This window comes from Paenibacillus rhizosphaerae, from assembly GCF_014192015.1.
GTDB classification, from domain to species: domain Bacteria; phylum Bacillota; class Bacilli; order Paenibacillales; family Paenibacillaceae; genus Paenibacillus_AQ; species Paenibacillus_AQ rhizosphaerae.
In genome coordinates, this window is sequence record NZ_JACHXJ010000009.1 from 18,477 (window position 1) to 45,207 (window position 26,731).

The window sequence follows — 26,731 nt, forward strand, 5'->3', positions numbered from 1 at the left end:
AAAATAACAACAAGGAAGTGTGATACATCCATGATTCGAAGGTTTTTCGCGTACTACAAGCCGTATAAGGGGCTGTTTATCCTTGATTTCGTGTGCGCGGTATTTGCAGGGCTGCTGGAGCTGGCTTTTCCGCTTGCCGTCAGCCATTTTATCGATAACCTGCTGCCCAGCAAGGACTGGGCGATCATCGTCATCGCCTGTCTGGCGCTGCTGGCCATTTACGGACTTAATATGGTGCTGCAGTATATCGTAACCTATTGGGGTCATATGCTGGGCATCAACATTGAAACGGATATGCGTAAAAAGCTATTCGACCATATCCAGAAGCTCTCATTCCGTTTCTTCGACAATCATAAAACCGGTCATTTGGTGGGGCGGATCACCAATGATCTGAACGACGTCGGCGAGGTGGCCCACCACGGGCCGGAGGATGTTTTCATTGCGGTTATGACGCTGATCGGCTCTTTTGCGCTGATGGCTTCCATTAACATGGAACTGGCGCTGCTGACCTTTATCATTATCCCGGTTATGGCCTGGGTGATCATTCACTTCGGCGGCCGGATGACGACAACGTACCGGCGGCTGTTCGGGAACGTGGGGAATTTCAACGCCCGGATCGAGGACAATGTCGGCGGAATCCGCATCGTGCAGTCCTTCGCCAATGAGGAGCATGAGAAGAAGCTGTTTGACGTCGACAACCAGAACTTCCGCCAGACCAAGCTGATGGCTTATAAGACGATGGCGAAAAGCATGTCGGTCACCTACATGATGATGCGCCTCGTCACCGTGTTCGTGATGCTGTGCGGCGCCTGGTTTTTCCTCAGCGGACGGATCGAGCTGGGCGAGTTCATGGCGTTCCTGCTGCTGTCCAACGTCTTTTTCCGCCCGATTGAAAAGATCAATGCGGTCATCGAAAGCTATCCGAAGGGAATTGCGGGCTTTCGGCGGTATTTGGAAATTATGGATACCGTGCCGGACATTGCGGATGCTCCGGATGCGGTGGCCTTGGATCGGGTTACAGGCAATATCCGTTACGAGGGCGTCACCTTCGGTTATGATCCGGCCAAACCGATCCTGAACAACATCGATCTGTCGATTCGTGCGGGGGAGACCGTCGCGTTCGTCGGTCCTTCCGGAGCGGGGAAAACGACGATCTGCAGCCTGCTGCCGCGCTTCTACGAGCTGGAGGGAGGACGGATTACGATCGATGGCATCGATATCCGGGACATCAAGCTGGATTCGCTGCGGCGGCACATCGGCATCGTGCAGCAGGACGTGTTCCTGTTCTCCGGCACAGTGAAGGAAAATATCGCGTACGGCAATTTGGATGCCACCGATGAGGAGATTTGGAAGGCGGCGGAGCGCGCATCGCTGGCTGAAGTGATCCGTTCCATGCCAGAGGGCATGGATACGGTGATCGGCGAGCGGGGCGTGAAGCTGTCGGGCGGACAAAAGCAGCGCTTGTCGATCGCCCGGATGTTCCTGAAGAATCCGCCGATCCTTATATTGGACGAGGCGACGTCTGCGCTCGATACCGAGACGGAAGCCGCCATCCAGAAGGCGCTCACCGAGCTGTCGCAGGGGCGCACGACGCTGGTCATCGCTCACCGGCTGACGACGATCCGTAATGCAGACCGCATTATGGTCGTGAATGAGCATGGCATTGCCGAGGAGGGCATGCACCAGGAGCTGATTGCGGCAGGCGGCATTTACAGCCGGCTGCACCTGGCCCAGTCGCAGCATTCGTAATATCGGATTGAACCGCATTTAGCGGATGTTTTACTTGCGATGTAAGGAAGCTGAATCTTCGAAGCTGATACCTTCTTGTATCATCAAAAAGGAGCTCCACGATCCTCGTGGGGCTCCTTTGCCTTTACTCATCTTTCTGAGCCAAACTGACCTTGTGCAGCAGAGAGATCAGCTGATCTTGCTCTTCCGGGGTCAGATACTTGGTCAAAATCCGGTTGGAATCATCCAGGATCGCATGCAGCTGCGGGCGCATCTGCTTGGCTTTGGAGGTGGGATACAGCAGCTGGGAACGCCGGTCGTCCGGATCCGGCTTCCGCTCGATATAACCTGAAGCTTCCAACTGCTTGATCGAACGGGCCGTGGTGGCCTTGTCGAATTTCAACTGCTGGGTCAGCTGTTCCTGCGTAATGCCCGGTTGATACAGGATGACCTTCAGGAAGCTGTGCTGTCCGCCGCCGCCGATGCCGTAGGGAGCCAGTTCCTTGGCGAGCCTTTTTTGGTTTTGGCGGTGGATGTACGAGATCAGCTTGCCAATCGGTTCTTTGTTCGGCATGCATCGGCACCTTCTTTCATCATGAAGTGGGGGGACAACGGGAACGATAAACGTAATTCAGGAAATATTTTATCTCAAAATGGTTGCATGCGCAACTAATTTAAGGTACACTGTTACTGCCAATTAGTTGCGCGCGCAACTAATAATTATGAACAGGATCAGGAGGCAGCACATGAGTTCAATGCAGCGAACGTATCAAGAGGATGCGAATATCCAGAAGAAACGCTGGATCATCCTCATTGTTCTGAATTTATTTACATTTATGTCCACGCTGGACGGTAGCATCGTCAACATCGCCCTGCCGGTCCTGTCCAAACAGATGGGACTGCCGATCGCCCAGATCGAATGGGTGACGACGGGGTACCTGATGGCGATCTGCGCGGTCATTCTTTTCTTCGGTAAACTGGGCGATATCGCAGGTAAGATCCGTATTTTTAAAATCGGCACGATCATCTTCATTGTCGGATCACTGCTGTGCGGGTTCAGCACGACGCTGCCGTTCCTGATCGTCTCCCGGGTCATTCAGGCGCTTGGAGCCTCGATGACGATGGCAAACAGCCAGGGGATTCTGACCGATATTTTTCCGGCGAAGGAGCGGGGAAGAGCGCTGGGTCTGATCGGCACGTTCGTCTCCCTCGGAAGCATTGCCGGGCCTTCGCTGGGCGGCATCATCATTTCATCGCTTGGATGGGAGTACATTTTCTGGGTCAACGTACCGATCGGTTTGATCGCGATCATTATGGGGTGGAAGGTGCTGCCGGCCGATTTGATCCGGGTCAAGGCCAAGATCGACGTGCCAGGAAGCTCGCTGTTTGCGGTATTCATCATCACTTTGTTTGCGGGACTGTTGCTTGGGCAGCAGGCTGGATACGGCAACGTCTGGATTCTACTCTCCCTTGCCGTCGCGCTGGTGGCCTTGGTCATCTTCCTTCGCACCGAAGCGGTTCGCAAGGACGCGCTGCTGGATCTGTCGCTGTTTAAAAATCCGCTCTTCTCCATCAGCATTCTGTGCGGCTTTCTCGTCTTTACGGCTAATTTCTGCTTTAACATCATCGCGCCGTTTTATGCCCAGAACATGCTGAATTTATCGCCGTTTGCCGCCGGATTTCTGCTGATGCTCTTTCCGATCTGCATGGTCATCGTGGCACCGGTCAGCGGCGCTCTGTCGGATAAAATCGGCTCGGAGCTCCTCACCTTTGCCGGCCTGGTCGTGATGGTGATCGCCCAATTCGGCCTGGCTTGGCTGCATGAAGGAAGCCAACTCGCGCTGGTCGGGCTTTGGATCGCCATGCTTGGCATCGGCAGCGGCCTGTTCCAGTCACCGAACAACTCGCTCGTCATGTCCCAAGTTCCGCGCACACAGCTCGGCTCGGCCGGAAGCGTCAACTCCTTGGTGCGGAACGTCGGCATGGTCGTCGGCATTACCGTCGCGACGACGATTCTGTTCCACGTCATGAGCCTCCGTGCCGGCCGGCGCGTGACCGGGCTGGTGCCGGGACATCCCGACATTTTCTTAAGCGGCATGCACGCCGTGTTCAGCACGTCGGCCTGCATCTGCCTCGTGGCAGCCGTTCTGACGGGCTGGCGCATGTACCGGGCGAAGGCGGGGAAGCGCCGGGAGCGGGAAGTTAAGGCTTGATTTTCGGCAAAGAATCCCCCTTCAGAAAGATTTAGGGTCTGAACGAACGATGGTTAAGCAGCTTGAACCATTTCACCACCAATAGGCGGCCTGCACCCGGTATGGGGCAGACCGCCTATTTTGTTACTCCTGCACTTTTTTTTGAACAGATTTGTTTAACAATCCGTTACCGGTGACAGGCTTCCTGCTCAAACCCGAACTTAACCCGCATGCATGCCTGAAAGCTCACCGGAAGTCTTTTTAGCCCGGGCGCGTTTTCCAAGCCTGATCCAGATTACAGCCGCGCATGCCGCCCATACCGCAATGGTGATGATCCCGCTTTCCCCGGCCACGTAAGACCAGCCTGTAGCTTTATCAAAGAACAGCTGCTCGAGCCAGCTCCGCGACAAATTGATGACCATATGAATGAGAACAGCCGGCCAGATGCTGCGGCTCCGCCAGCGGACCCAGCCCATATACACGGATAACGGAAAGATCATGACGGTGAACAGCACCAGGCTGATCCACACATTCCCGTCCGTATTGTATTGGTTTAGATAAAATGGATAGTGGAAGCAGGCCCATACGGCGGCGGTGATCAGAATGGACTTCCGAATGCCGTAAGCTTCCGTCAGCTTGGGCTGCAAATAGCCGCGCCAGCCGATTTCTTCGCCGAAGGAAAAGATCAGCATGCTGATCAGCATCTGAGGAGCCCAGGAGCTTTTCGTGATATACCAGGCGTATTCAGAAACGGTAAAACGGGCTGTGCCTTGGCTCAGGAATTCGGCCGACGGAAGTTGGACGATCCCGAAAGCCCACGCGGCAAGAAACCCGATTCCAATCGGGACGATGGACAAGATGGCGGCAAAATACCAGCGGAGACCGCCAAACGTGCCAAGCCCCGACGAACGGAGAGAATCCCTTCTTCCGGATACAAAGATCAGCATCAGAAGCACGGTGATCATGGGAGCAAGCTGGCTGATGGCGACGAGATTCATGCTCCCGGACAGATTGGCCAGCAGGGTAAGCAGCAGCACGGTTATGCTGAATGACGCCGCGGAGCGAACAGATGTTATTTTCATAGATAACTTCCTCTCTTGTTGGGTGTTATTGGTTATAGTAACGGGCAATTATCAAGAATTTATAAAGCTCCGGCGGTAATTTGCGGCCTTTTATAAATACGACATGCAGAGGAAAGACCGGGGTATGCTACAATGGGGTTATGCGACATGCGATAGACTCCAAATAACGGATCGACGATCCTGGTAAGGAGAGGTGACTGGGGTGGAACGGGAAGATCAAAACAAAAAAGCTGAGGATCAAGACGAAAAGACCGAAGCGGAAGACCGTTACCAGAACATGTCCACGCGGTACGGGCTGGTGGAATCGGCTATTGACGATTTTGCGAAGCGGGGCGGGTTTGACGATCTGCCCGGCAAAGGCAAGCCGCATAAGATCGACGATGAAGACGTGTTCAGCAGCATTTTGAAGAAAAACAATTATCAGCCGCCTTGGGCCGAGCTGCGGAAGGAAATCGCCGCGGATCTGAAGCGCCTGGCTGACAATCCCCGCTCGGAGCACGAGCTTCGGGCCGAACTCGAAGCGGTTAACGACAAAATCAGAACGTATAACCGGATCGTGCCGCACCCGATGCTGCAAAAGGGGCTGGTGTCCAGAGCGAATTTGGAGAATGCCTATCCCAAATGGGTTTAATGCTATAAAACGTTCATCCACTTTATGATTAAGGAGATTTATCATTGCAGACACAGACGGAATTGAACGAGTTAAAGACGGCCAAGCCGGCCAGCCGCAACTATATGCTGCAGCTGGCGACCGTTTTTATCGGGTTCATCATTTTTGGGTTTTCGGAAAATATCAAGGGTCCGGCGATTCCCCGCATTCAGGCGGATTTCGGACTCGACGAGCAGCAGCTTGGCACCCTGCTCTCGCTGAATTCGCTCGGGTATCTGCTGGCCTGTTCCTTCACGGGGTATATTACCCGCAAGATCGGCATCAAATGGGTCAGCATGATCTCGTTCGGATCGATGGTTCTCTCGGGCGTCTTCATCTTATTGTCTCGAACGTACCCCCTTTTTTCGGCGTCCTATTTCTTTATGTACATCGGCAACGGCATGCTGGAAATCGGCCTTGCGATTCTGGGAGCGCGGATTTTCGTGCGCAATACCGGGACGATGATGAACCTGTCGCACTTTTTCTACGGGCTCAGTTCGATCGTGGCGCCGATGATCGCCTCAGGGTTAATGTCCGCTTCAATCATGGGCGTGACGCTCGGCTGGCGTGAGATGTATATGGTGATGCTCGCGCTGGCGGTAATTCCGATGATCCCGGCGCTGCTCGGCCGATTTCCGGGCGACGACACTGTCCAGGAGGACCGGATTTCGCTGTGGATGCTGACCAAGGACCGGGCCTTATGGATGATCGTGCTGCTGCTGACCTTCGGGGTCATTTCGGAAATGGCCGTGGGCAGCTGGCTGGTGAATTTTCTGGAGAAAAGCTATCACTGGGACCAGACCGCGGCTTCGGGCATGCTCTCGATCTTTTTCTTGTGTTTCTCGCTTGCCCGCCTTTTCCTGGGCCCGGTAACGGACCGGATCGGCTTTATTCTGTCGCTGATGATCCTCTCCGGCTTCTCGGGACTGTGCACGTTCGCCGCCATTTTCAGCGGGGAAGGGGGCGCGTTCCTGTTTGCGGCCGCAGGCATCGGCATTGCTCCGATTTATCCGACCGTCATGGCGGTGATCGCCAAGCGTTACGTGAAAGGAAGCGATACGGCCATCACCTTCACCGTGACCCTGATGGGGGTCGGCAGCGTGATCGGCAATTATCTGATCGGCGCCATCACGAGCGGCGTGAAGCATATTTTTGGTGCCGGCACCCCCGAAGGCTTGGTCCGGGGACTGCAGGCCGGATATTCGTTTATCGGCTTATGCGCCCTGATCTGCTCGGCGGTCAGCTTCGTGCTGTACCGGTATTTGAAAAAAAGAAACGAACTGCTGTAGGGAAAGCGTGGGGGGTCCCTCACGCTTTTTCCTAACGCTCCTCAGGAGACGATGAACAAACATGAGTGTGAATCAAACCTTAAACGATACACAGTGGCAAGAGCTGATCCGCAGCGTTGCGGAGTATTATGACGACCTGACGATCAAACGCGGATTTCAATATTATAAACAGGGCCGGGTGGCGGAGCTGTCGTTCGGCGGGGATGACGAAATTGAGGCCGTGGTGAAGGGCGGGGAGGCTTACCGTGTCCACCTGAATCCCGAGTCGCCTCAGGACAGCCGCTGCAGCTGCCCGGTCGGGAAACGATGCAAGCATTCGATCGCCGCCCTCCTGGAGTATGTCAGCCGGCAGGGGCGGTCCGTACATGCGATTGTCAATGCGCACACGACCGTCAGGCTGCAGCACCATCTGCCGGAGCCGGAAGCCGAAGAAGACCTTGGCCCTCTGCAGCGCGGAAATGCGGCAGATGCGTTGAGAGAGAAAGCGACCCATTTGGCTGAGATGAGCCTCTCCGAATGGCACGCTTTCTTCAAGCTGTGCATCACTCCGCTGGAATTTAGTAGCCAGAACTCGCACTATGCCCGGAACGCTATCCATGCGATCAATGCCGTCAAGCCGAACCTGTCTCCGGCCTTGGAGCAGCTGTATCAGCTCCATGCCAGGCTGTATATGCTGATCAAGCTGATCAAGCCGATGGCGCCAGGCGGACGGGCTGCGGCATTTTTGGGGTACCATGTGCAAGTGGCCGCGGACGAATTACGGGTTGGCATGCTGCAGCTGCTGGGTGAAGGGATCGATCTGGCCGCCGAGCCGGATCAGTGGCCGCGCGTGACCAAAACGCTGAACTATCTACGCCGGCAGATGCTGACCGAAACAGGGCAGCAAGGGTATCTGTTCGATATTTATGACCGGTTCTGGTTGAAATGGATCCATCCGAACGTCCAAGACACCCATCAGCATGAGGAAGAGATGCGAAAGCTGCAAAGCGCCGAAGAGGAGCTTGGTGAGACGCTCACGCGCCTGCCGTGGATGCTCGCCCAGGCGAAGATTGCTTTCCTGATGGGGGAAGACCGGCAGGCCTGGTCCTGGCTGCAGGCGGCGGACAAGGCCTCCATCATTCCGCAGGGATTCCTGACCTCCTTTCTGGATGAGCTGTCCGCTTCGGAGGATTGGGCCCGCCTGCAGGAATGGCTGGTGCGGCTGGCGCCTCTGTTCAGCAATCACCGGAAGGAGCCGCTGCACGAGTATGCCGGCTATTGGAATACCTTTGTCCAGCATGTACCCGAAGCTGAGGAGACGATGTGGCATACCCTCGCCGGGATGCTGCCCTATTCCAAGGAAGTTTATGAAGATACCCTGCTGGCCCACGAAAAATGGCGCTTGTGGATGGACGTGCAGCTCAGCTCCGGCAAGGACCCGCTGGAGTTCCGGGTCAGCGTGCTTGCGCCGATCGAGAAGCAGGCGCCGGAATTGCTGCTTCCCTTCTACCATCAGGGTGTGGAGCGGCATGTCCTCCTGAAGAACCGTTCCGGCTACAAAGCCGCGGTCAAGCTGCTCAAGCGTCTGGCCAAGCTGTACAAAAAATTGAAGCGGGAGGAGCGCTGGGAGGAATTCATCATCGTGTTTTCCAGCCGCCACAGCCGGCTGCGTGCGCTTCAGGAAGAGCTTCGGAAAGGAAAGTTGATCCCATGATTCCATACACCGACACCATCACGATCCATACCCGGCTCAGCGGGTACGGCGATGCGCTCATTTACGGCTCGACGCCAACGCGCCGGACCGTGCCAGGCATCGACCTGAAGCACAGGCTGTTCGCCTGGCATGAAGAGACTCTGTACGGCACGCAGCTGGACGTTCAGCAGGTGCAGGAGATCGAGCTGGTCATCCTGCCGGCCGAATACGTCATCGCGTTCTTCGCTCAGCTGGACCTGCTTGCCCATATCCAGTGGGCGGGGGATGAAGGGACGGAGACGCTGATCCGGCTCGCTCCTGCGCTGTTGTCCTGCGTTCGTGATAAACGGTACAACCCGAGCCTGGCCGCATTTCAGTCCGGGAAGCTTCAGTGGAACTGGGATGAATCCCGGCTGGATGCCGAAGCGCGGGAAGAGATCAGGGATCTGGGGCCGGAGTTTGCCGAAGGACTGCGCGCCGCGTTCTCTTCGCTGGTGTTCAGCGAATGCTATGGAACGGAAGCGACGGCTTCCGACCTGCGACGCGAGTACCCGATGCTCTTCACGAAAGAGGGGGCCGTCGCCGGCTTGACCGAGCAGGCGTGGCTCATCTCGATCGGCTGGAAAGCAGACGCGGCGCCGTTCCGGCCCGTGCTGCAGCTGCTGGAGCCGGACGAAGCCGAGCCCGTCTGGCGCCTCCAGCTTGTGCTGCAGGACAAGCTGGATCCGTCGGTGCTGGTGCCTGTCCGTCTGGATGCGGACGGAGAGGCTTCCGGCGTGTGGCCGGACGTCTGGACGGCCCACATCCGCGAGCGCTCCGCCGGGTGGGCGGAGCATCTGCGTGCCAGCCTGCCGGCAAGCGTGCGGGCTGCGGAGCGCAGCGACGTGCTGGGCCAGCCGCTGTCCGACGCGGCGGCGTGGCAGTTTTTGACGGCGGACAGCCGCCGTCTGCTGGACGCGGGCTGGCAGGTGCTGCTGCCCGCGTGGTGGGAGGCCGCCAGCCGGCGGAAGCCGAAGCTGCGGGCCAAGGTCAAGGCCGGCGAGGGCGAGGAAGCTGCCGCCAAAGGGCAGGGCAGCTCGCTGTTCGGCCTGGACTCGATCATTCAGTTCGACTGGCGGGTGTCGATCGGCGACCTCCAGATCACGGAGGACGAATTCAAGGAGCTGGTCGCCCGCAACGAGCGGCTGGTTCGCTTCCGCGGCGAATGGATTACGCTCGACCCCAGCCTGATCAAGCAGATCGGCCAGATGATGGAAGGAGTCGACAGCTCGCAGGGCTTGTCCCTTCAGGACGTTCTGCATCTGCATCTCCAGCGGAAGGACGAGGATGCCGGTGGTGCCCGGAAGCGGGAGGAAGGCGAAGAAGAAGAGGCGGATGAAGATCCGGACGAAGCGGCTCGGATCGAGCTCGAAGTAGAGCTGAACGAGCATCTTCTGACGCTGATGAATCAGCTCAGCCAGAAGTCGGCCTGGCCGAAGCTGGACGTTCCATCCGGGCTGCAGGCCGAGCTGCGTTCTTACCAGTACGACGGTTTTTCCTGGCTGGCGTTTCTGCGCCGGTTTGGGCTGGGCGCCTGCCTGGCCGACGATATGGGCCTGGGGAAAACCATCCAGTTTATCACGTATTTGCTGCACCTGAAGGAGACGGCGGACGACGCTGGAGAGCGGCACCTGCCTTCGCTGCTGATCTGCCCGACCTCGGTGCTGGGCAACTGGCAGAAGGAGATCAGCCGCTTTGCGCCTTCGCTGAAGGTGCTGCTGCATTACGGCAGCCGCCGGTCAGGCGAGGCGGCGCTCCGCGAAGAACTACGCGAGGCCGATGTGGTCCTGACCTCGTACGCGACCGCGACGCTGGACCAGGACCTGCTGAAGGAGTTCACTTGGGAATCGCTCTGCCTGGACGAGGCGCAGAACATCAAGAACGCCCAGACGAAGCAGTCGGGCGCTGTCCGCAGCTTTCCGGCGAGACACCGGATCGCGCTGACCGGAACGCCGATCGAAAATCGGCTTTCCGAGCTGTGGTCGCTGTACGATTTTATGAACCCGGGATTTTTGGGCAGCCTGCGGAGCTTCCAGGTCCGCTTCATCCAGCCGATCGAGCGGGATCAGGACGAGCAGCGGACGGCGCAGCTGCAAAAGCTGGTGAAGCCGTTTATGCTGCGGCGGAAGAAAAAGGACCCGCACATTCAGCTGGAGCTGCCGGAAAAGAACGAGATGAAAACCTATATCCACCTGACCGCCGAGCAGAGCGCTCTCTACGATCAGACGGTCAACGACCTGATGAACCGGGTGCAGAAGCTCGAAGGCATTCAGCGGAAAGGGGCTATTCTGTCGGCCCTGACCCAGCTCAAGCAGGTCTGCGACCATCCGGTGCTCCTGACCGGGGAATCGGTCGACAACTTTGTGGATCCCGCGGATATTGCCGCGGTCTCTGGCACGGCGGGTGCGGTTGACTCAGGTATCCTGAGTGAATCGACCGCTTCAGGAGTTTCGGGTGATTTGGAACCTGCCGGAAAGCATGAAGCTGAGGGCAACGAAGCTGCTAAAAGCGATCGACGGGCTTCGGCCGGCACAGTTGATGCAGTAGACTTGGCTGCGGAAACTTCAGCCGAAGCAAGGGTGCCAGAGCACGAGGCTGCTGCATGGACTGCAGCTGAATCCTCAGGAGGTCAGCTCGACACGGAACGCCTTATCAGCCGCTCGGCCAAGCTGGAACGGCTGCTGGCCATGGTCAAGGAGCTGCGGGAAGAGGGCGACCGCTGCCTGATTTTTACGCAGTATATCGGCATGGGCGAGATGCTTAAGCGGGTGCTGGGGCAGGAGCTGCAAGAGCCGGTGCTGTATCTGAACGGCAGCACGTCCAAGACCGCTCGGGACCGGATGATCGAACAGTTCCAGTCCCAGTCGCTGCCGGCAGCCGAGCAGCCGGGTGTGTTCATCCTGTCGATCAAGGCGGGGGGCGTCGGTCTGAACCTGACTGCGGCCAACCATGTCTTCCACTTCGACCGCTGGTGGAATCCGGCCGTGGAGAACCAGGCGACGGACCGGGCCTACCGGATGGGACAGACCAAGGACGTGCAGGTGCACAAGTTCATCTCACTCGGCACGCTTGAGGAGCGGATCGACGAGATGCTGGAGAGCAAGCAGCAGCTCAGCGATAATGTCATTTCCAGTACGGAAAGCTGGATTACCGAGCTGTCGACCGAAGCGCTGAAGGACCTGTTTACGCTGCGGCGCGACTGGTAGGATTAGCTGAGGGGGAAGCTGGAGGCATGTATCATGAATTAGGGTGTGAGAACAGCGCAATCATCGTTCAGAAAAATGAAACCATCCGTATTGAAAAACAGCTGCAGGATTTGCAGCTGTTTTTTTGCTGTTAGAACACATAAGATGCATCATCCTTTGGAGCTCCCGAGCTGCTTGTTCTGATCCGCCTGTCCGCCCGGGCGCCGCTTCAGGTTCACACCCATTACGCCGCCGATAATCAGGACAGCTCCCACCCAGTGGTACCAGTCCAGACGCTCGTTCAGCAGCAGCACGCCGCCGGCGATCGTCACGACGGTGGAGAGGCTGCCGAAGACGCTGACGCGGGAAGCCTCCATGCGGGACAGAGCATAGTTGGTCAGAAACGAAGTCACCAGGGAGGACAACACACCCAGGTACAGCACGGCCAGAAGAAATTTAGGCTCCAGGAACGGCGTGAAATACTGGCTGAGCGTCCCTTGAGATACATGTTTAATCACCGATATGGCGTTGAAAAACACAAAGCCGAAGAAGGTGATAATGTAGGTCATATCCTTTGGACGCCAGGTTTTGGTCATCCTCCGGGCGCCTGTATTATATCCCGCCATGGACAGGGCGGACAGGAGAATCAGCAGAACACCGCCAAGGCTGGCGGAGGAGATGCGGATCCCGGGCACGGCGAAGATCAGAATGACACCGGCCACCGAAACCAGGGTGAACATTTTTTGGGCAAACGTCGTGTGCTCCTTAAGGAAGATCGCGGCCAGAATCATCGTAAATACCGGCACGACCGCCTGGACGATCCCGGCTACCGAAGACGAGGCGTAGAGCAGTCCAAATGCCTGTAAGGCAAAGAACAGCGAAGGGTAAAGAAGAGCCAGCGGAAGCAGTGAGGCTGTCCGCGGGATGGCTTCTTTCAGCCGGGCCCGTCCGGGAAAGGCGAACAGCGATGCCGCCAGAAAGGACAGCGTGAACCGATGGGCGAGCGTGTCGAGCGGATCCGATACGCTGAGTGCGATTTTGACGAAAATAAAAGACAATCCGATGATCAATGCGTTGATGAGCGCGGCCGCGACCGCTTTTTTATTCGAAGAACTATTCATAAAGTCAGACCTCCCTAATCACTGCGCGCGCTTCATGGACCGGTCCTGTCGATGGTTTCATTTTACGGGGGGCGCGGCTGTGCTACAATATCATTATTCATCATCTGTACCGGTACAAAAGAGCGGGAAGGGAGGCGTTAAGATGTATAAATACGCCGAGCTGATCAACGATTTGGAACTCCAAATCGCCGGAGACGGCTATAGGGAGGGGGATAGGCTACCGTCCATCCGGGAGCTGTCGAAGCGTTATGATTGCAGCAAAAGCACGGTAATCCGCGCGCTGGAGGAGCTGCAGGACAAGCATTTGATTTATGCCGCCCCCAAGAGCGGTTATTACGTGATGAAGCGGTCCGGAAAAAAGCAGAATACGGGAAACCGGTGGATCGATTTTACGGCAGCCGCGCCGGATCCGGATATTTTTCCGTACCTGGATTTTCAGCACTGCATCAATAAAGCGATCGATATGTACCGCAACGACCTGTTCATTTACGGCACCCCTCAGGGGCTGCCGTCCTTGATTCGCGAGATGCAGCGCCAGTTGGCCTCTTACCAGGTGTTTGCCGATCAGCGCGGCATCTTCATCACGTCCGGGGTACAGCAGTCGTTGGGACTGCTGACGCGTATTCCATTTCCGAACGGCAGGCATCGGGTATTGGTGGAACAGCCGTGTTATCCGCTGCTGATGGAGTACCTGAAGACGTACGGTATTGATGCGGAGGGAATCCGGCGGTCGGGCGAAGGGATCGATCTGGAAGAGCTGGAACGGATGTTTAAGACCAGGGAGATCAAGTGGTTCTATACGGTGCCACGCTTTCACAATCCACTGGGAGGATCCTATACCCGGTCGCAGAAGAAAGCGATCGCTCGTCTGGCGGCCCAGTACGACGTCTACATTATCGAGGACGACTACATGGCCGACCTGGAGCAGGATGCCAAAGAGGATCCGATCTATGCGTATGACGACTCCTCGCATGTCGTCTATTTAAAGAGTTATTCCAAAATCATATTCCCGGGCCTGCGGATCGGCGTGGCCGTGCTCCCGGAGACACTGCGGAACGATTTCAACCAATTTAAGAAACTGTCGGACATCGACAGCTCGATGCTCTCCCAGGCGGCCCTGGAGCTGTACCTCAAGAGCGGCATGTTCGAGCGCCACCGCAAAAAAATGCGCAGCTGCTACGGGTGCAGATCCGCCCTGCTGCATGAAACGATCATGATACATGCAGGAAGTACGCAATCGTCTCACTTTACTTACCAGCCGGCCCGGCAGCGGGGTGTCCACACCTATCTGAAGCTGGAGGATGCTGCCCGTGCCCGTCAGGTGATCGAGCGGCTGCAGAAAAAGTTTATTCGGGTCGAAACGGCAGACACGGGTTACCTTGATTCGTTTGTGAAAGAGCCGTTTCTTAAGCTGAATGTGTCCAGCGTCAAGGAGCCGGATATCCAATCCGGCATTGAGCAGGTGATTCGGGAGATCGGGTAAGACGATCCATGAAGAAGGGAGGAGACCAATGTTTTTACGAAGCTTGACCATTCTGCGCAATGAACATACCAAGAGAAACGAGTACCCCTTTTCCATCCCGGCGCTGCGGAACTTGGAGTCGTTGTCGTTTCGGGGGAACGTTACCTTTTTTGTCGGGGAAAACGGATCGGGCAAATCCACGCTACTGGAAGGGATCGCCGATCGATGCGGATTCAACACGGCAGGCGGGAGCAGAAACAACGCGTACGAGGTGGATGCTTCGCAATCAGCGCTTGGCGACCATATCCGGCTGTCCTGGATGCCCAAAGTGACAAACGGGTTTTTCCTGCGCGCGGAGACGTTTTACCATTTTGCCAGCCATCTGGACACCATGCCCGCCAGCTTAAGCTATTACGGAGGCCGGTCGCTGCATGAGCAGTCGCATGGGGAGGCCTTTCTGTCGCTGTTTAAGCACCGGTTCGGAAAAAGGGCCATCTACCTGCTGGACGAGCCTGAAGCGGCTTTATCCCCTGCGAGGCAGCTGGCACTGCTGAGGGTGATTAAGGATTTGGAGAAAGAGGCCCAGTTTATCATCGCGACCCATTCGCCGATCCTTCTGGGCTACCCGGATGCGGATATCATCAATTTTGACGTCCATCCTCCCCAAGAGGTCCAATATGAAGATACGATGCACTATATCATCACCCGCCGTTTTCTTGAAAACCGCAAGCGTGTGCTAAGCGAGCTGTTTGAAGAGGAGGACGGGGACGGAAGCGGATGATTCCATGTTAAAAGCCCATTTCGAGGAAATGGGCTTTTGGGCGTGGGCTCGATTGTTGTCATGGATAAAATTTACGCATTCCGCCGGACTGCTTCGGAGGATTCACCTGCTCCTGCCTGCGGCAGCTCCCGCTTCAGTGCCTCATAAAGCCTGGAGGCGGCCAGGCGGGGCGGATACTCAGCCGACCGGCACACCATCCCGCAGGTGATGTTGACGGCATTGCCTTTAAACGGACGGATCACCGTTCCGGCAGGTGCAGGCTGCAGGACGATCAGCGGCACGAGGGCTGCGCCCAATCCGCTCTGCACGTAAAATTTCAGCGCGGCCATGCTGCCGATTTCCATCGTATCCATTGGCGGACCCCCAGGCTCCTGCATGATCATTTCAAGCTTCCGGCGGTAAGGGCAGTCGGCTTGCGTAATCAGCAGGCGATGCCCTCTAAGATCGGCGGGCATGACGAGCTCCCTGGAAGCCAGCGGATGATCTTCCGGCATGAGGACGACAAAATTTTCGGTCAGCAGCGGTTCATAATAAAGCCCGGCACCAAGCTGTGGAGGAGAACAAATCGCCATGTCCAGTTCTCCCCGCAGCACCTGTTCGTTCAGCTGGGGCGAGCTGGCAATCGTTACGGATACCCGGATATTGGGGTAATCGCGCAGAAAAGAAGCGAGGATCTCAGGCAGCCGGTAGCTGGCAATGGGCTCTACGACGCCAAGACGGAGATGGCCCGCTTCCCCCGACAGCAGCTCCTTCATGGTGCCTTGAAGCCGCTCCACTTCCTTGACGATATGTGCGCTCTGCTCGTGAAAAAGGCGTCCCGCTTCCGTGAGCTGAAAGGTTTTCCCCCGTTCGATCAGCCGGACGCCGAGCTCCGACTCGAGCTTTTGGATTTGCATCGTGACGGTGGACTGGGCGTAATTCAGCTCTTCGGCCGCCCGGTTAAAGCCGCAAAGGGCGACGATCCGGTGAAAGGTTCTGACAGCTTTCAGGTCCATGATATTTTTGCCTCCTGCTCTATAGTTCAATATTTTTGAATTCAAAGTTTGTTTAATTCAATTATACAAATATGTACCCTGGGATTACAATAACATTGCCGGCAAAAAGAGAAAACGGAAGCCACAGGAGGTTATGGAACATGCCATTTGTACGCATTGACATAGGGCAGGGGCCCTCGGAGAAGGAACTGGCGGTCATCAGCCGCACCATTCATCAAGCGATGGTCGACACGATCGACGTCCCGGAGGATGACTATTTCCAGGTCATTACCCGGCATGGGGCTGGTGAACTGCTGTACGATCGCAGTTACTTAAACGTAGAACGGTCCGACCGGCAGATGTTTATACAGATTACGCTGAAGCAGGGGCGCACGCTCGCGAAGAAAAAGGCACTGTACGCCGCCATCGCGGAAGGGCTGCAGCAGACGGCGGGCATCCGGCCGCAGGACGTCATGATCATTTTAACGGAAAATACGGCGGAGAATTGGTCGTTCGGCAACGGCTTCGCGCAGATGGTCCCGTGATTGGATTTGGGAAAAGTTTAAAGAGCCTGAAAGGAGAACTGATCACATGAACATTCAACAGAGAACGGCGATCGTCACGGGCGGGGGAACCGGGATCGGGAGAGCGGTATCAATCGAGTTGGCGAAGCGGGGGGCACGCGTGGTCGTCAATTACTCCCGGTCGCGGGAAGACGCGGAGGAGACGGTCCGGACCATTCAAGAGGTCGGCGGCACGGCTATTGCGGTCCAAGCAAACGTAGCGAAGGAGGCAGAGGTTCAGACCATGGTAACTAGAGCCGCCAGGGAATTCGGTTCGGTCGATATTTTGATTAATAACGCCAGTATTACCCGGTACATTGCCATGAATGACCTGGAATCCGTCACCGACGAGGCGTGGGATGAGCTCTACCAGGTCAACGTGAAAGGGATGTTCTACTGCGCCAGGGCGGCAGTTCCTGAGATGAAAAAGCAAAAACAAGGCGTTATCGTGAACTTGGGGAGCATCGCCGGTATTACGGGCAGCGGCTCTTCACTGCCGTATGCCGTGTCCAAGGCCGCGGTGCATGGACTCACCCGCTCGCTCGCCCGGGCGCTGGCCCCGGAGATTCGCGTGAGCAGTGTCGCGCCGGGGGCGGTGGCCACCCGATGGTGGGCCGGGCGCGAGCAGCAGATGGAGCAGCTGGCAGGCTCCTTGCTGCTGAACCGGATTTCTTCGCCTGAGGATATTGCCCATATGATCTGTGCCGTGGTCGAACAGGACTCGCTGACCGGGCAGGTGATTACGGTGGATGCAGGGCAGACGATGTAAAAAGGACATCGGGCGAAAGAGACGGCAGACGTCGTAAAAGTGGCGTACGGCAGGCCATGCGGAGCGAAAACAAGGGAGTTTCGGGATCATAGATGCAAAATCATCTGTACGTCCGAAGCATTTCACAGCATATTCTGAGCATCTCTGCATCATATCCGTTGCGCGAAGGACTCCAAACGAGGTAACCTGATCTTAGCGGAACTTGGAAAAGGCGGATTACACCAGCCGCGGAATGAATCCGCGGGGTCAGGAGGGATAGCCCTATGCGCGAATGGATCGGCAAATGCCGCGATTGCGGCAAGGACATTTATTGCGAGAATGGCTTTTTGAATGGCGTAGTGCTGGATGACCAGTCGTTGAAATGCTTTGCGTGTGCGGAGCAGGAGGATGCGGGAACTGATGGTTCGGAGCAGAAAAATGCGGAGACCGGTGATTCGGAACAGCATTCGGAGACCGAATTGGATTAACAAAGGGGATACTTGCAAACCAGGAGAAAATTCCATGTGGCAGCCTGCAGAGGCTGCCTTTTGCCTTTGCATCCTCTGCATCCTTTGCATCGTCAAAAATACCCGCCCGGGTCCGAAGTTTCTTTCAGTCGATCTCAGTTGATCTCATTTCCCCGGCTTGAGTTCAACGCAAGAGGCAATCCAGAGTTATCTCCGGAACATGCACCGCTAGGCGATTGTGTCTCTATGGCTGATAGTGGTAGGATGAAGAAAATAAGGGTGATACCTCATATGGGGATATCCGATAAGGAGGATGAGCAAGTGGCGGCAGAAGAGTACGATCCGACGCTGATCGAGCGGCTGGAGAGTCCGGAACGCCTGGAGAAGCTTCCCCCGGAGAAGGTGCTGGACCTGCTGGAGTTAGCCGGGCACGAGGACCTGCTCGATGTGGGGGCGGGCAGCGGTTACTTCACGTTTCCGGCGGCGGCAAGAACCTCCGGAACGATCTATGCACTGGATACCTATCCGCAGATGCTGGACATGCTGAAGACCCGTTCGGAAGAGCGGGGCGTTACAAATATTCGGCTGATCCAGGGAACCGCAGAGCAGATTCCGCTCGGGGATGAAAGCGTGGACATGATGATCCTGTCCCTCGTCCTGCATATTGCCGAGCCGCATGAGCAGGGATTGAAGGAAGTGCAGCGCGTTCTGAAAAAAGGCGGCAAGGCGCTCTGCGTCGAATGGGCTTATCCGGACAGCGAACCGTTGTCGGATCACCGCATCTCCTCATCGGACATGGCCCGCATGGGAGAGGAGCTTGGCCTCAAGGTGCTCAGCAGGCAGCCGTGGTCGGAGAAGTATTACAGCATCGTTTTTCAGAAATAACATAAGTAACGTCCAGCGGAAGCTGTGCAGGCCAAAAACGCAAACCAATTCATAGAGAGAGGTGTTTTCAGAATGAAATACAGACGGCTAGGAAAAACGGATTTGAAGGTATCGGTGGTCGGTGTAGGAACATGGCAGTTTGGAGGAGACTGGGGCAAGGATTTTAGCCAGCAGGAGGCGGACGCCATACTGCACAAGGCGAAGGATCTCGGCATCAACCTGATCGACACGGCGGAATGCTATGGTCCGCATCACCTGTCCGAGAGCCTCATCGGAAACTATTTGAAGCGGGACCGCCGCGAGGACTGGATCGTGGCTTCGAAATTCGGCCACCGCTGGCATGATCACTGGGAGAACGCCTGGTCCGCAGATGAGGTTCTCAACCAGCTGGACGAATCCCTGAAAGCGCTGCAAACGGATTATATCGATCTGTACCAGTTCCACTCGGGTTCGGATGAAGTGTTTAACAATGACGATCTGTGGACGCTGCTGGACAAGCAGGTGCGGGCAGGGAAAATCCGCAACCTCGGCATTTCCATCGGCAGCAACGATAACCTGGAGCAGACTTCCCGGGCGACCGAGCTGAACGCCAAAGCGATTCAGGTCGTGTACAACCGGCTGGACCGGAAACCGGAAGAGCGCGTCTTTCCGTCCTGCACCGAGCAGGATCTGGGCGTGCTTGCGAGAGTGCCGCTGGCCAGCGGTTATCTAAGCGGCAAGTACAAGCCCGGCGCCGTGTTCCAGGATAACGTGCGCAAAGGTCATGAGCGCGATAACATCGATGCCCGTCTCCGCGAGGTGGAGGAAATCCAGCGGACCGAGGTGCCCGAAGGCGTTGGCATGGCGCAGTGGGCCTTGGCCTGGTGCCTGCAGAACCCCGCCGTGGACTGCGTAATCCCGGGCTGCAAGAGCCCGGAGCAGGTCGAAGCCAACGCGGCCGCTGCGGACCTCGATATGGTCCAGGACACGCATCCGCGGGCGTGGAAATAAGCAGGGAAGCAGGCGCCCGGCAAATTCCTGATTAAAGGAGGAGCAGACCGACTTATGTCCAGTAAAACAGGCGGCGGGCGGGAAGAACTGCCCGTGATCTTTTTTGAGAGTCAGCAGGTGTGGGAGGAGTGGCTTCAAGCGCATCATGCCGAGTCACGCGGCATTCGGCTGCAGATGGCCAAGAAGGGGTCCGGCATTCCGTCTATCACGTATGATGAAGCGTTAGAGGCTGCTCTCTGCTATGGCTGGATCGACAGCCGCAAGGAGCCCTGGGACGATACGTATTGGATTCAGCGGTTCGGCCCGCGCGGGCCGAGGAGCATCTGGTCTAGGATCAACAAGGGGAAGGCCGAGCGCCTTATCACCGAAGGGCGGATGAAGCCGGCGGGTCTTGCGGCGATCGAGGAAGCCAAACAAAAAGGCCAGTGGGAGCAGGCCTATGCCTCCCAGAGCCGGTCGCAAATTCCCGAGGATCTGGAGCAGAAGTTCGAGGAGCATCCGGATGCGGCGGCCTTTTTTGCGACGCTGGACAGCCGGAACAAATATGCCGTCGTATTCCGGGTTCAAAGCGCCAAAAAGCCGGAAACGAGGGCAAAACGGATCGACCAGTTTATCGACATGCTGAAAAAAGGAGAAAAAATATATCCTTGATGGGGCATCCGCCCTCCGACGCAATGGTCAGCCAAAGCCTCCGTCATTGACGGAGGCTTTGCTCGTTCTATGACGGGTTGCAGCGCTTCCTTCCTGAATATTACGATGCTCTTCCGAATAGGCTGTTTATAGCTGAGACATCGGAAAAAGGCGTTGGGAAGGCGGGTTTTGCTTCATGCTGTTAAATATTAGCGTGGTGATGGTTTTGGTGTATACGGCGGTATGTATCGGATATGTCCAAATTCACCGGAAGCATCTTTTGAACATGACCGGCAACATGGTGGCGATGACGACAGGGCTGATCTCCAATTTGACGATCGGGGTCATCCTGGGCATGATGTTTGCCGGCGACCTGGTGCTGTCCACCGGCCTGTCGGTGCTGTTCTGCTTCGCCATCGGCTACTTGGTCGGCAAGCCGCTCCATCTCCTGGCGGTCATTGAGGGCATCGGCGGGGGGATCATGGGCGGGCTGCACGGAGCCATGCTCGGCGAGATGATTCCCCGGGCAAGGTGGGACGTCATGCTGTTTATTATGGATGCGCTGTTTATTGCGATGACCGCCATGGTCATGTATTTAATTCATAACCAGAAATACAAGGCCCGGGAGACTGCGGACGAAGAAGAGCGGACGGAGGGAGCTGCACAGGTGCCCGGGCTGATGCCGATCCGGTTGTCCTTTTGGATGCTCTATATTATCCTGCCGGTCGTGACCCTCTGCGCTGCAGCTATATTCAGCCATTCCGTCCCTGCCGGAGAAGTTCCGGTAACGGGACATGAGATGCATTCCATGTAAGTCCTTTGCAAAATCGTTCATAAACGGATACAATACAGGTAACGGCTGAATTGTAATGATTTTGGTTACACTTACAACGCCGGGTGTCCGGCAACTGCCGGACCGCTGTATACCGACTAATGGACAAAGGGGATAGGGATATGGAACGCATTCAAACGGAAGCCCAATATAACGAACTGATTCAAGGGGATGGCATCACGGTGATCAAGTACGATGCAACCTGGTGCCCGGACTGCAAAACGCTCGATAAATTTATGCCGGACATTATGGCCAAACATCCGGATAAGAAATTTTTTGCACTGGACGTAGAGCAGCTGGAGGACGTATCTTCCCAGAACGACGTGCGCGGCATCCCAAGTCTGCTCGTGTATAAGGACGGGAAGAAAATCGCCCATCTCCACAGCAAATTCGCCAAAACGCCTGGTGAAGTATCGGAATACCTTCAAACGCTGGAGTCCAAACAATAATTTGCATGGAACTGAAGCCATCGGCAAGCACCCCCGATTCACGATAAAACGTGAAGACGGAGGGTGCTTTTTCTTTGTGGAAAAGCCCGCCCCCGCGGGTTATTTGTCATACGCTCGGCACGGGATTTTTTACAAACATGAAATGAAATGGAAAGCAATACACATAGGGTGAGAACACGATGCCAAGAGAAGGATGTGCAGCCATGGCAACGACAGACGAGATTCTGCAAATGATGGATGAGCACAGCGCCAACAATTACTATCCGCTGCCGATCGTCATTCACAAGGCAGAGGGCGTATGGGTTGAGGATTTGAACGGACATCGTTATATGGATATGCTCAGCGCATATTCCGCCCTCAATCACGGTCACAGGCATCCCAAAATCATGCAGGCGCTGCAGGAACAAGCCGGCAAGGTTACCCTTACATCGCGGGCGTTTCAGAGCGAGGCGTTCGGCATCTTCGTGAGCAAGCTGGCGGCATATACCGGCAAGGACAAAATTCTGGCGATGAACACGGGCGCCGAAGCGGTGGAAACCGCGCTGAAAATGGCAAGGCGGTGGGGCTACCGGAACAAGGGCATTCCGGAGAATCAAGCCGAGATCATCGTCTGTACCGGAAATTTTCACGGCCGTACGCTGAGCGTCACCTCGTTCTCTTCCGAAGCGGCGTATAAACGGGATTTCGGGCCGTTCACACCCGGCTTCCGGATCATCCCTTACGGCGATGCTACCGCGCTGGAGCAGGCGATTACGCCGAATACGGCGGCTTTTCTCGTGGAGCCGATTCAGGGCGAAGCCGGGATCCTCATGCCGCCTGAAGGCTATTTAACCCAAGTGCAGGAACTGTGCCACCGTCATCAGGTGCTGCTGATGGCCGACGAAATTCAGACGGGGCTCGGCAGGACGGGACGCCGTTTTGCCTGCGATTGGGAGGGCGTCGTTCCGGACGTGTACATCCTGGGCAAAGCTCTCGGCGGGGGCGTGCTGCCCGTTTCGGCCGTCGCGGCAGACCGGGAGATCATGGACGTGTTTGAACCGGGGTCGCACGGCTCGACTTTTGGCGGCAATCCGCTGGCTTCCACGGTGGCGGCCGCTGCGCTGGATGTGTTGGAGGAGGAGAAGCTGGCGGAGCGTGCCGACACGCTGGGGCGCCTGTTTATGAAAAAGCTTACAACGATCTCCCATCCCGATATCGTCTCGGTCCGCGGGCGCGGCCTGCTGATCGGGCTGCAGCTGTCCGTGCCGGCCAGACCTTACTGCGAGGCACTGGCCCGCATCGGCCTGTTATGCAAGGAAACCCATGATACCACGATCCGGTTTGCGCCGCCGCTCATCCTGTCCGAAGAAGAACTTGAATTTGCGCTCAGCCGAATTGGGGAGGTATTCACTGGTCAAGGAAGGGCGTGAAAACGTATGGGGCAACCAACCATTTCTATTATCAGCGTACCGTTCGGTTACGGGGCGGGACGACCGGGGAGTGAGCAAGGGCCGGACAGCATCCTGAAGTTCGGTCTGGTCAAAAAGCTGGAGCAGCTTGGCTACGATGTGGACGCCGGACGAAGGATCCAGCTGCCCACAAGCTTAACACCCTATCCCACTACGCGTATGAAGCATGTGGACCAGGTCATGGCGGTCTGCTCACAGCTGGCACGGGAGGCTGCTTCGGCCGCGTCAACCGGCAGTATCCCCCTCACGCTTGGGGGCGACCACAGCATCGCCATGGGCTCGCTGGCCGGGCTCAGCCGGCATTACCCCAACATGGGCGTCATCTGGGTGGATGCCCATTCGGACCTGAACACCGAGATCACCAGCCCATCCGGGAACATGCACGGCATTCCCCTGGCGACCGCCCTCGGCCTGACGCAGCTAAAGCTGACGCAGATTCTGCCCGGCGCCGTTCAACTGAAGCCGGAGAACTGCGTCATCATCGGTGCCCGTGATCTGGACCGGGACGAGAAGACGCTCATTCGCTCGCGGGGCATCACCTGCTTCACGATGTACGAGATCGACCGGCTGGGCATCGAGCATGTCGTGCAGGAGGCGCTGCGGATCGCCGGGACCGGCACGGACGGCCTGCACGTCAGCTTCGACATCGACAGCGTCGATCCGTTTGAGGCGCCCGGGACGGGCACGCCGGTCCGCGGCGGGCTCAGCTACCGCGAGGCCCACTTGGCCATGGAGCTGATGAGCGAATCCGGCCTCATCACGTCCGCGGATATGGTGGAGGTCAATCCCAGCCTTGACCGGAACAGCCAGACGTCGAAGCTGGCGGTGGAGCTGATCGGCTCCTTGTTCGGCAGCCGGATTTTGTAGGCGAAAGGAGGCGTCTCCTTGGAGAAAGCCATGAAGTCTTTGTTTTTGACGCTGGCCAAAAACCGGGCGGCGAACCGCTGGGCCAAACGGTACGGACTCCGGCTCGGGGCCAGGCGCTTCGTTGCGGGCGAGTCGATCGATCATGCGATCGACGCCGTCCGCAAGCTGAACGCCAGCGGGCGGATGGCCACCCTCGATTACCTGGGGGAGTTCACGAGCAGCGAGGAGGAAGTGCGCGAGACGGCCGACATGTGCCTCAAGACGCTGGATGCGATCCACCGGTCCAAGGTGCAGGCCAACCTGTCGCTCAAGCTGACGTCGCTCGGCCTGGATCTGAGCCCGGATCTGTGCTTTGAGCTGATGCGGAAAATTTTGGCCAGGGCGCAGAGCTACCGGCTGTTTGTGCGGATCGACATGGAGGACCATGCCCACTGCCAGCCGGCGATCGACATGCTGAAGAAGCTGCGGGGCGGGTATGACAATGTGGGCATCGTCATCCAGTCGTATTTATACCGGTCGGAGGAGGATGTGAAGGAACTGGGCGCCCAAGGGGTCAATCTACGCCTGGTGAAAGGGGCGTACAAGGAGCCCGCAAGCGTCGCGTATCCCCGAAAGGAAGACGTGGACGACAATTTGATTCGCCTGATCAAGATGCATCTGCAGTCCGGCAGCTACACGGCGATCGCCAGCCATGACGAGCGGATCCTCAGCGAGGCCAAGCGGTTCATCGAAGAGGAGGGCATTCCGCGCTCCCGCTTCGAGTTTCAGATGCTGTACGGCATCTGCGAGGAACTGCAGCTGAAGCTTGTCGAGGAGGGCTACCGGTTCCGGGTATACGTCCCGTTCGGCGTGGACTGGTTCGGATATTTCATGCGCAGGCTGGCGGAACGGCCGGCCAATGTCTGGTTTGTGCTCAAAAATACTTTTAAGTAAAAAGGGAGTGAGGCAGCCATGAACTCGTTTGCCCGCAGCGCGGCATTTCAAAACGAGCCCTTCACTGATTTTAACCAGCCCGAGCACCGCGAAGCTTTTCTGAAAGCTTTGGCCGCCGTAAAAGGGCAGCTGGGACAGCGTTATCCTGTCGTGATCGGCGGAAGGGAGGTATACACGGAGCAGGAGCTGGTCTCGCGGAATCCCGGCCATGTGCGGGAGGTGGTTGGCCGGATGAGCCAGGCCGGTACCGATCTGGCGGAACAGGCGATGCAGCAGGCGCAAAAGTCTTTTGCCACCTGGAAAAGAACGACGGCCACCGAGCGGGCGGCGCTGCTGCTCAAGGCGGCTTCCCTGCTGCGCCAGCGCAAGCATGAGTTCTCCGCCTGGATGGTGGTCGAGGCCGGTAAAAATTGGGCCGAGGCCGACGCGGATACGGCGGAAGCGATCGATTTTATGGAGTATTACGCCAGGGAGGCCGTCCGGCTCAGCGAGACGTCGCTGCACCAGCCGCTGCCGCGGGTGCCGGGAGAAGAGAACCGGCTGCAGTACATCCCGCTGGGCGTCGGCATGATTATCCCGCCGTGGAATTTTCCGCTGGCCATATGCGCCGGCATGACGACGGCCGCGGTGGTGACCGGCAACACGGTCCTGCTAAAGCCGGCATCGAACACGTCCGTCATCGCCTACCAGTTCTTCAAGCTGATGAAGGAGGCAGGATTCCCGGACGGGGTTATCAACTTTGTGCCGGGGAGCGGGGCCATCATCGGCGATTACCTGACGACGCATCCACAGACCCGGTTCATCAGCTTCACGGGATCAAAGGAGGTCGGCCTCCGGATCAACAAGCTGGCTGCAGAGCAGGCCGAAGGGCAGATCTGGATCAAGCGGGTCGTCGCCGAGATGGGCGGCAAAGACGGCATCGTGGTGGACGAGACGGCGGACCTGGAAGCAGCCGCGAAGGCCATCGTCGTTTCGGCCTTTGGCTATCAGGGGCAGAAGTGCTCCGCCGGGTCGAGGGCGATCATCGTCGAGTCGGTCTACGATCAGGTGCTTGCCCGTGTGACGGAGCTGACCAACCTGCTGGAGGTGGGACCTGCGGAGGATAATGCGCCGGTCGGACCGGTCATTGATGAGAAGTCGCGGGACAAAATTTTGGAGTACATTGGGATCGGCAGGGAAGAAGGGCGTCTCGTGACCGGCGGGGAACAGGTCGGGGAAGCCGGGTACTATATCCGGCCGGCCATCTTTACCGATGTGCCCGTCAAAGGACGGATCATGCAGGAGGAGATCTTCGGACCGGTGCTGGCGGTCGTGCCGGCACGGGATTGGGAGGAAGCGATCGAGATTTATAATGATACCGAGTTCGGATTGACCGGCGCGTTCTTTTCGACGGACGAGAGCCGGATCTCGGCTGCGCTGGAACGCATGCACTGCGGCAATTTGTACGTCAACCGCAAGTGTACCGGCGCGCTCGTGGGCGGCCAGCCGTTCGGCGGCTTCAACATGTCCGGGACCGACTCCAAAGCGGGCGGGCATGATTACCTGCTGCTGTTCACCCAGGCGAAGGTGACCTCCCGCAAGCTGCCTTGAGCATGCACCCGGCGTGGCAGAATCATGCCCGGATAAACGACAAAGCACCCTGTCTTGCCGACAATTGGCCGGAATACAGGGTGCTTTATTCGGTTTATTTTCGAAAGGCATAGCCATAGCGCTGCTGGAACCCTTTCACTTCGGTTCGAACTCGT

24 protein-coding genes are annotated in these 26,731 nt (G+C 57.2%); 20 read left to right on the plus strand and 4 right to left on the minus strand.

The window, feature by feature from the left end; all coding sequences use genetic code 11:
• Positions 1–30 precede the first annotated feature (30 nt).
• Entirely contained in the window at positions 31–1,749 is a 1,719-nt protein-coding gene (locus FHS19_RS32300; protein WP_183587292.1) for an ABC transporter ATP-binding protein, read from the plus strand.
• 124 nt (positions 1,750–1,873) lie between these two features.
• Here FHS19_RS32300 and FHS19_RS32305 read toward each other — a convergent pair whose 3' ends face one another.
• Entirely contained in the window at positions 1,874–2,302 is a 429-nt protein-coding gene (locus FHS19_RS32305; protein ID WP_183587294.1) for a MarR family winged helix-turn-helix transcriptional regulator, read from the minus strand.
• A gap of 172 nt (positions 2,303–2,474) precedes the next feature.
• Here FHS19_RS32305 and FHS19_RS32310 point away from each other — a divergent pair, with 172 nt between their 5' ends.
• Positions 2,475–3,941, plus strand: a complete 1,467-nt coding sequence (locus FHS19_RS32310) for an MFS transporter (RefSeq protein ID WP_183587296.1) — start codon at positions 2,475–2,477, stop codon at positions 3,939–3,941.
• Between the two features lie 200 nt (positions 3,942–4,141).
• On the opposite strand, the gene FHS19_RS32315 is transcribed toward FHS19_RS32310, so the two are convergent.
• Positions 4,142–5,002, minus strand: a complete 861-nt coding sequence (locus FHS19_RS32315) for a CPBP family intramembrane glutamic endopeptidase (RefSeq protein WP_183587298.1) — start codon at positions 5,000–5,002, stop codon at positions 4,142–4,144.
• Positions 5,003–5,204: 202 nt separating this feature from the next.
• Here FHS19_RS32315 and FHS19_RS32320 point away from each other — a divergent pair, with 202 nt between their 5' ends.
• The 4 genes from FHS19_RS32320 (at position 5,205) to FHS19_RS32335 (ending at position 11,857) form a co-directional block, all read left to right on the plus strand.
• A complete protein-coding gene (locus tag FHS19_RS32320; protein WP_312887402.1) occupies positions 5,205–5,633 on the plus strand; it encodes a DnaJ family domain-containing protein in 429 nt (142 codons plus the stop codon).
• Between the two features lie 104 nt (positions 5,634–5,737).
• Positions 5,738–6,940 (plus strand): MFS transporter, encoded by a 1,203-nt coding sequence (locus FHS19_RS32325; RefSeq protein WP_183587450.1) that lies wholly within the window; start codon positions 5,738–5,740, stop codon positions 6,938–6,940.
• Between the two features lie 61 nt (positions 6,941–7,001).
• Complete coding sequence (locus FHS19_RS32330) at positions 7,002–8,633, plus strand: SWIM zinc finger family protein (RefSeq protein ID WP_183587300.1); 1,632 nt, start codon at positions 7,002–7,004, stop codon at positions 8,631–8,633.
• Positions 8,630–11,857, plus strand: coding sequence for a DEAD/DEAH box helicase (locus tag FHS19_RS32335; protein WP_246426949.1), 3,228 nt, complete (start codon positions 8,630–8,632; stop codon positions 11,855–11,857). The genes FHS19_RS32330 and FHS19_RS32335 overlap by 4 nt, the downstream gene beginning before the upstream one ends.
• 149 nt (positions 11,858–12,006) lie before the next feature.
• Here the strand turns inward: FHS19_RS32335 and FHS19_RS32345 are convergent, their stop codons facing one another.
• A complete protein-coding gene (locus FHS19_RS32345; protein ID WP_183587302.1) occupies positions 12,007–12,957 on the minus strand; it encodes a DMT family transporter in 951 nt (316 codons plus the stop codon).
• Positions 12,958–13,099: 142 nt separating this feature from the next.
• Here FHS19_RS32345 and FHS19_RS32350 point away from each other — a divergent pair, with 142 nt between their 5' ends.
• Complete coding sequence (locus tag FHS19_RS32350; RefSeq protein ID WP_183587304.1) at positions 13,100–14,440, plus strand: aminotransferase-like domain-containing protein; 1,341 nt, start codon at positions 13,100–13,102, stop codon at positions 14,438–14,440.
• 28 nt (positions 14,441–14,468) lie between these two features.
• Positions 14,469–15,200, plus strand: coding sequence for an AAA family ATPase (locus FHS19_RS32355; protein ID WP_183587306.1), 732 nt, complete (start codon positions 14,469–14,471; stop codon positions 15,198–15,200).
• Positions 15,201–15,271: 71 nt separating this feature from the next.
• Here FHS19_RS32355 and FHS19_RS32360 read toward each other — a convergent pair whose 3' ends face one another.
• Positions 15,272–16,195, minus strand: coding sequence for a LysR family transcriptional regulator (locus FHS19_RS32360; protein ID WP_183587308.1), 924 nt, complete (start codon positions 16,193–16,195; stop codon positions 15,272–15,274).
• A 140-nt stretch (positions 16,196–16,335) separates the two neighbouring features.
• Between FHS19_RS32360 and FHS19_RS32365 the strand changes: the two genes are divergently transcribed.
• The 12 genes from FHS19_RS32365 to pruA all read left to right on the plus strand — a co-directional run bounded on the left by FHS19_RS32365 (position 16,336) and on the right by pruA (position 26,576).
• Positions 16,336–16,719, plus strand: a complete 384-nt coding sequence (locus FHS19_RS32365) for a tautomerase family protein (RefSeq protein WP_183587309.1) — start codon at positions 16,336–16,338, stop codon at positions 16,717–16,719.
• A 46-nt stretch (positions 16,720–16,765) separates the two neighbouring features.
• Positions 16,766–17,506: an SDR family NAD(P)-dependent oxidoreductase gene (locus FHS19_RS32370; RefSeq protein ID WP_183587311.1), complete on the plus strand. Its 741-nt coding sequence runs from the start codon at positions 16,766–16,768 to the stop codon at positions 17,504–17,506.
• 263 nt (positions 17,507–17,769) lie between these two features.
• Positions 17,770–17,973, plus strand: a complete 204-nt coding sequence (locus FHS19_RS32375; protein WP_183587456.1) for a hypothetical protein — start codon at positions 17,770–17,772, stop codon at positions 17,971–17,973.
• A 270-nt stretch (positions 17,974–18,243) separates the two neighbouring features.
• Positions 18,244–18,837 (plus strand): class I SAM-dependent methyltransferase, encoded by a 594-nt coding sequence (locus FHS19_RS32380; RefSeq protein WP_183587313.1) that lies wholly within the window; start codon positions 18,244–18,246, stop codon positions 18,835–18,837.
• Positions 18,838–18,909: 72 nt separating this feature from the next.
• Complete coding sequence (locus FHS19_RS32385) at positions 18,910–19,827, plus strand: aldo/keto reductase (protein WP_183587315.1); 918 nt, start codon at positions 18,910–18,912, stop codon at positions 19,825–19,827.
• A gap of 54 nt (positions 19,828–19,881) precedes the next feature.
• A complete protein-coding gene (locus FHS19_RS32390; protein WP_183587317.1) occupies positions 19,882–20,478 on the plus strand; it encodes a YdeI/OmpD-associated family protein in 597 nt (198 codons plus the stop codon).
• 175 nt (positions 20,479–20,653) lie between these two features.
• Complete coding sequence (locus FHS19_RS32395) at positions 20,654–21,271, plus strand: hypothetical protein (RefSeq protein WP_183587319.1); 618 nt, start codon at positions 20,654–20,656, stop codon at positions 21,269–21,271.
• A gap of 140 nt (positions 21,272–21,411) precedes the next feature.
• Positions 21,412–21,738: a thioredoxin family protein gene (locus FHS19_RS32400; RefSeq protein WP_183587321.1), complete on the plus strand. Its 327-nt coding sequence runs from the start codon at positions 21,412–21,414 to the stop codon at positions 21,736–21,738.
• A 203-nt stretch (positions 21,739–21,941) separates the two neighbouring features.
• On the plus strand, positions 21,942–23,147 hold the full coding sequence (rocD, locus tag FHS19_RS32405) for an ornithine--oxo-acid transaminase (protein ID WP_183587323.1): 1,206 nt from the start codon (positions 21,942–21,944) through the stop codon (positions 23,145–23,147).
• A gap of 6 nt (positions 23,148–23,153) precedes the next feature.
• Complete coding sequence (rocF, locus tag FHS19_RS32410) at positions 23,154–24,053, plus strand: arginase (RefSeq protein WP_183587325.1); 900 nt, start codon at positions 23,154–23,156, stop codon at positions 24,051–24,053.
• A gap of 18 nt (positions 24,054–24,071) precedes the next feature.
• A complete protein-coding gene (locus FHS19_RS32415) occupies positions 24,072–24,986 on the plus strand; it encodes a proline dehydrogenase family protein (protein ID WP_183587327.1) in 915 nt (304 codons plus the stop codon).
• Between the two features lie 18 nt (positions 24,987–25,004).
• Entirely contained in the window at positions 25,005–26,576 is a 1,572-nt protein-coding gene (pruA, locus tag FHS19_RS32420; RefSeq protein WP_183587329.1) for an L-glutamate gamma-semialdehyde dehydrogenase, read from the plus strand.
• Positions 26,577–26,731 lie beyond the last annotated feature (155 nt).

What these genes read in the sequence shown, in the direction of transcription:
- FHS19_RS32375 (WP_183587456.1), top strand. Translation starts at nt 17,770, where the DNA reads ATGCGCGAATGGATCGGCAAATGCCGCGATTGCGGCAAGGACATTTAT.
- FHS19_RS32330 (WP_183587300.1), top strand. Translation starts at nt 7,002, where the DNA reads ATGAGTGTGAATCAAACCTTAAACGATACACAGTGGCAAGAGCTGATC.
- FHS19_RS32325 (WP_183587450.1), top strand. Translation starts at nt 5,738, where the DNA reads ATGCTGCAGCTGGCGACCGTTTTTATCGGGTTCATCATTTTTGGGTTT.
- FHS19_RS32360 (WP_183587308.1), bottom strand. Translation starts at nt 16,195, where the DNA reads ATGGACCTGAAAGCTGTCAGAACCTTTCACCGGATCGTCGCCCTTTGC.
- FHS19_RS32380 (WP_183587313.1), top strand. Translation starts at nt 18,244, where the DNA reads ATGGGGATATCCGATAAGGAGGATGAGCAAGTGGCGGCAGAAGAGTAC.
- FHS19_RS32315 (WP_183587298.1), bottom strand. Translation starts at nt 5,002, where the DNA reads ATGAAAATAACATCTGTTCGCTCCGCGGCGTCATTCAGCATAACCGTG.
- FHS19_RS32355 (WP_183587306.1), top strand. Translation starts at nt 14,469, where the DNA reads ATGTTTTTACGAAGCTTGACCATTCTGCGCAATGAACATACCAAGAGA.
- FHS19_RS32390 (WP_183587317.1), top strand. Translation starts at nt 19,882, where the DNA reads ATGTCCAGTAAAACAGGCGGCGGGCGGGAAGAACTGCCCGTGATCTTT.
- FHS19_RS32385 (WP_183587315.1), top strand. Translation starts at nt 18,910, where the DNA reads ATGAAATACAGACGGCTAGGAAAAACGGATTTGAAGGTATCGGTGGTC.
- FHS19_RS32345 (WP_183587302.1), bottom strand. Translation starts at nt 12,957, where the DNA reads ATGAATAGTTCTTCGAATAAAAAAGCGGTCGCGGCCGCGCTCATCAAC.
- rocF (WP_183587325.1), top strand. Translation starts at nt 23,154, where the DNA reads ATGGGGCAACCAACCATTTCTATTATCAGCGTACCGTTCGGTTACGGG.
- FHS19_RS32365 (WP_183587309.1), top strand. Translation starts at nt 16,336, where the DNA reads ATGCCATTTGTACGCATTGACATAGGGCAGGGGCCCTCGGAGAAGGAA.
- FHS19_RS32305 (WP_183587294.1), bottom strand. Translation starts at nt 2,302, where the DNA reads ATGCCGAACAAAGAACCGATTGGCAAGCTGATCTCGTACATCCACCGC.
- FHS19_RS32335 (WP_246426949.1), top strand. Translation starts at nt 8,630, where the DNA reads ATGATTCCATACACCGACACCATCACGATCCATACCCGGCTCAGCGGG.
- FHS19_RS32370 (WP_183587311.1), top strand. Translation starts at nt 16,766, where the DNA reads ATGAACATTCAACAGAGAACGGCGATCGTCACGGGCGGGGGAACCGGG.
- FHS19_RS32310 (WP_183587296.1), top strand. Translation starts at nt 2,475, where the DNA reads ATGAGTTCAATGCAGCGAACGTATCAAGAGGATGCGAATATCCAGAAG.
- pruA (WP_183587329.1), top strand. Translation starts at nt 25,005, where the DNA reads ATGAACTCGTTTGCCCGCAGCGCGGCATTTCAAAACGAGCCCTTCACT.
- FHS19_RS32350 (WP_183587304.1), top strand. Translation starts at nt 13,100, where the DNA reads ATGTATAAATACGCCGAGCTGATCAACGATTTGGAACTCCAAATCGCC.
- FHS19_RS32300 (WP_183587292.1), top strand. Translation starts at nt 31, where the DNA reads ATGATTCGAAGGTTTTTCGCGTACTACAAGCCGTATAAGGGGCTGTTT.
- FHS19_RS32395 (WP_183587319.1), top strand. Translation starts at nt 20,654, where the DNA reads ATGCTGTTAAATATTAGCGTGGTGATGGTTTTGGTGTATACGGCGGTA.
- rocD (WP_183587323.1), top strand. Translation starts at nt 21,942, where the DNA reads ATGGCAACGACAGACGAGATTCTGCAAATGATGGATGAGCACAGCGCC.
- FHS19_RS32400 (WP_183587321.1), top strand. Translation starts at nt 21,412, where the DNA reads ATGGAACGCATTCAAACGGAAGCCCAATATAACGAACTGATTCAAGGG.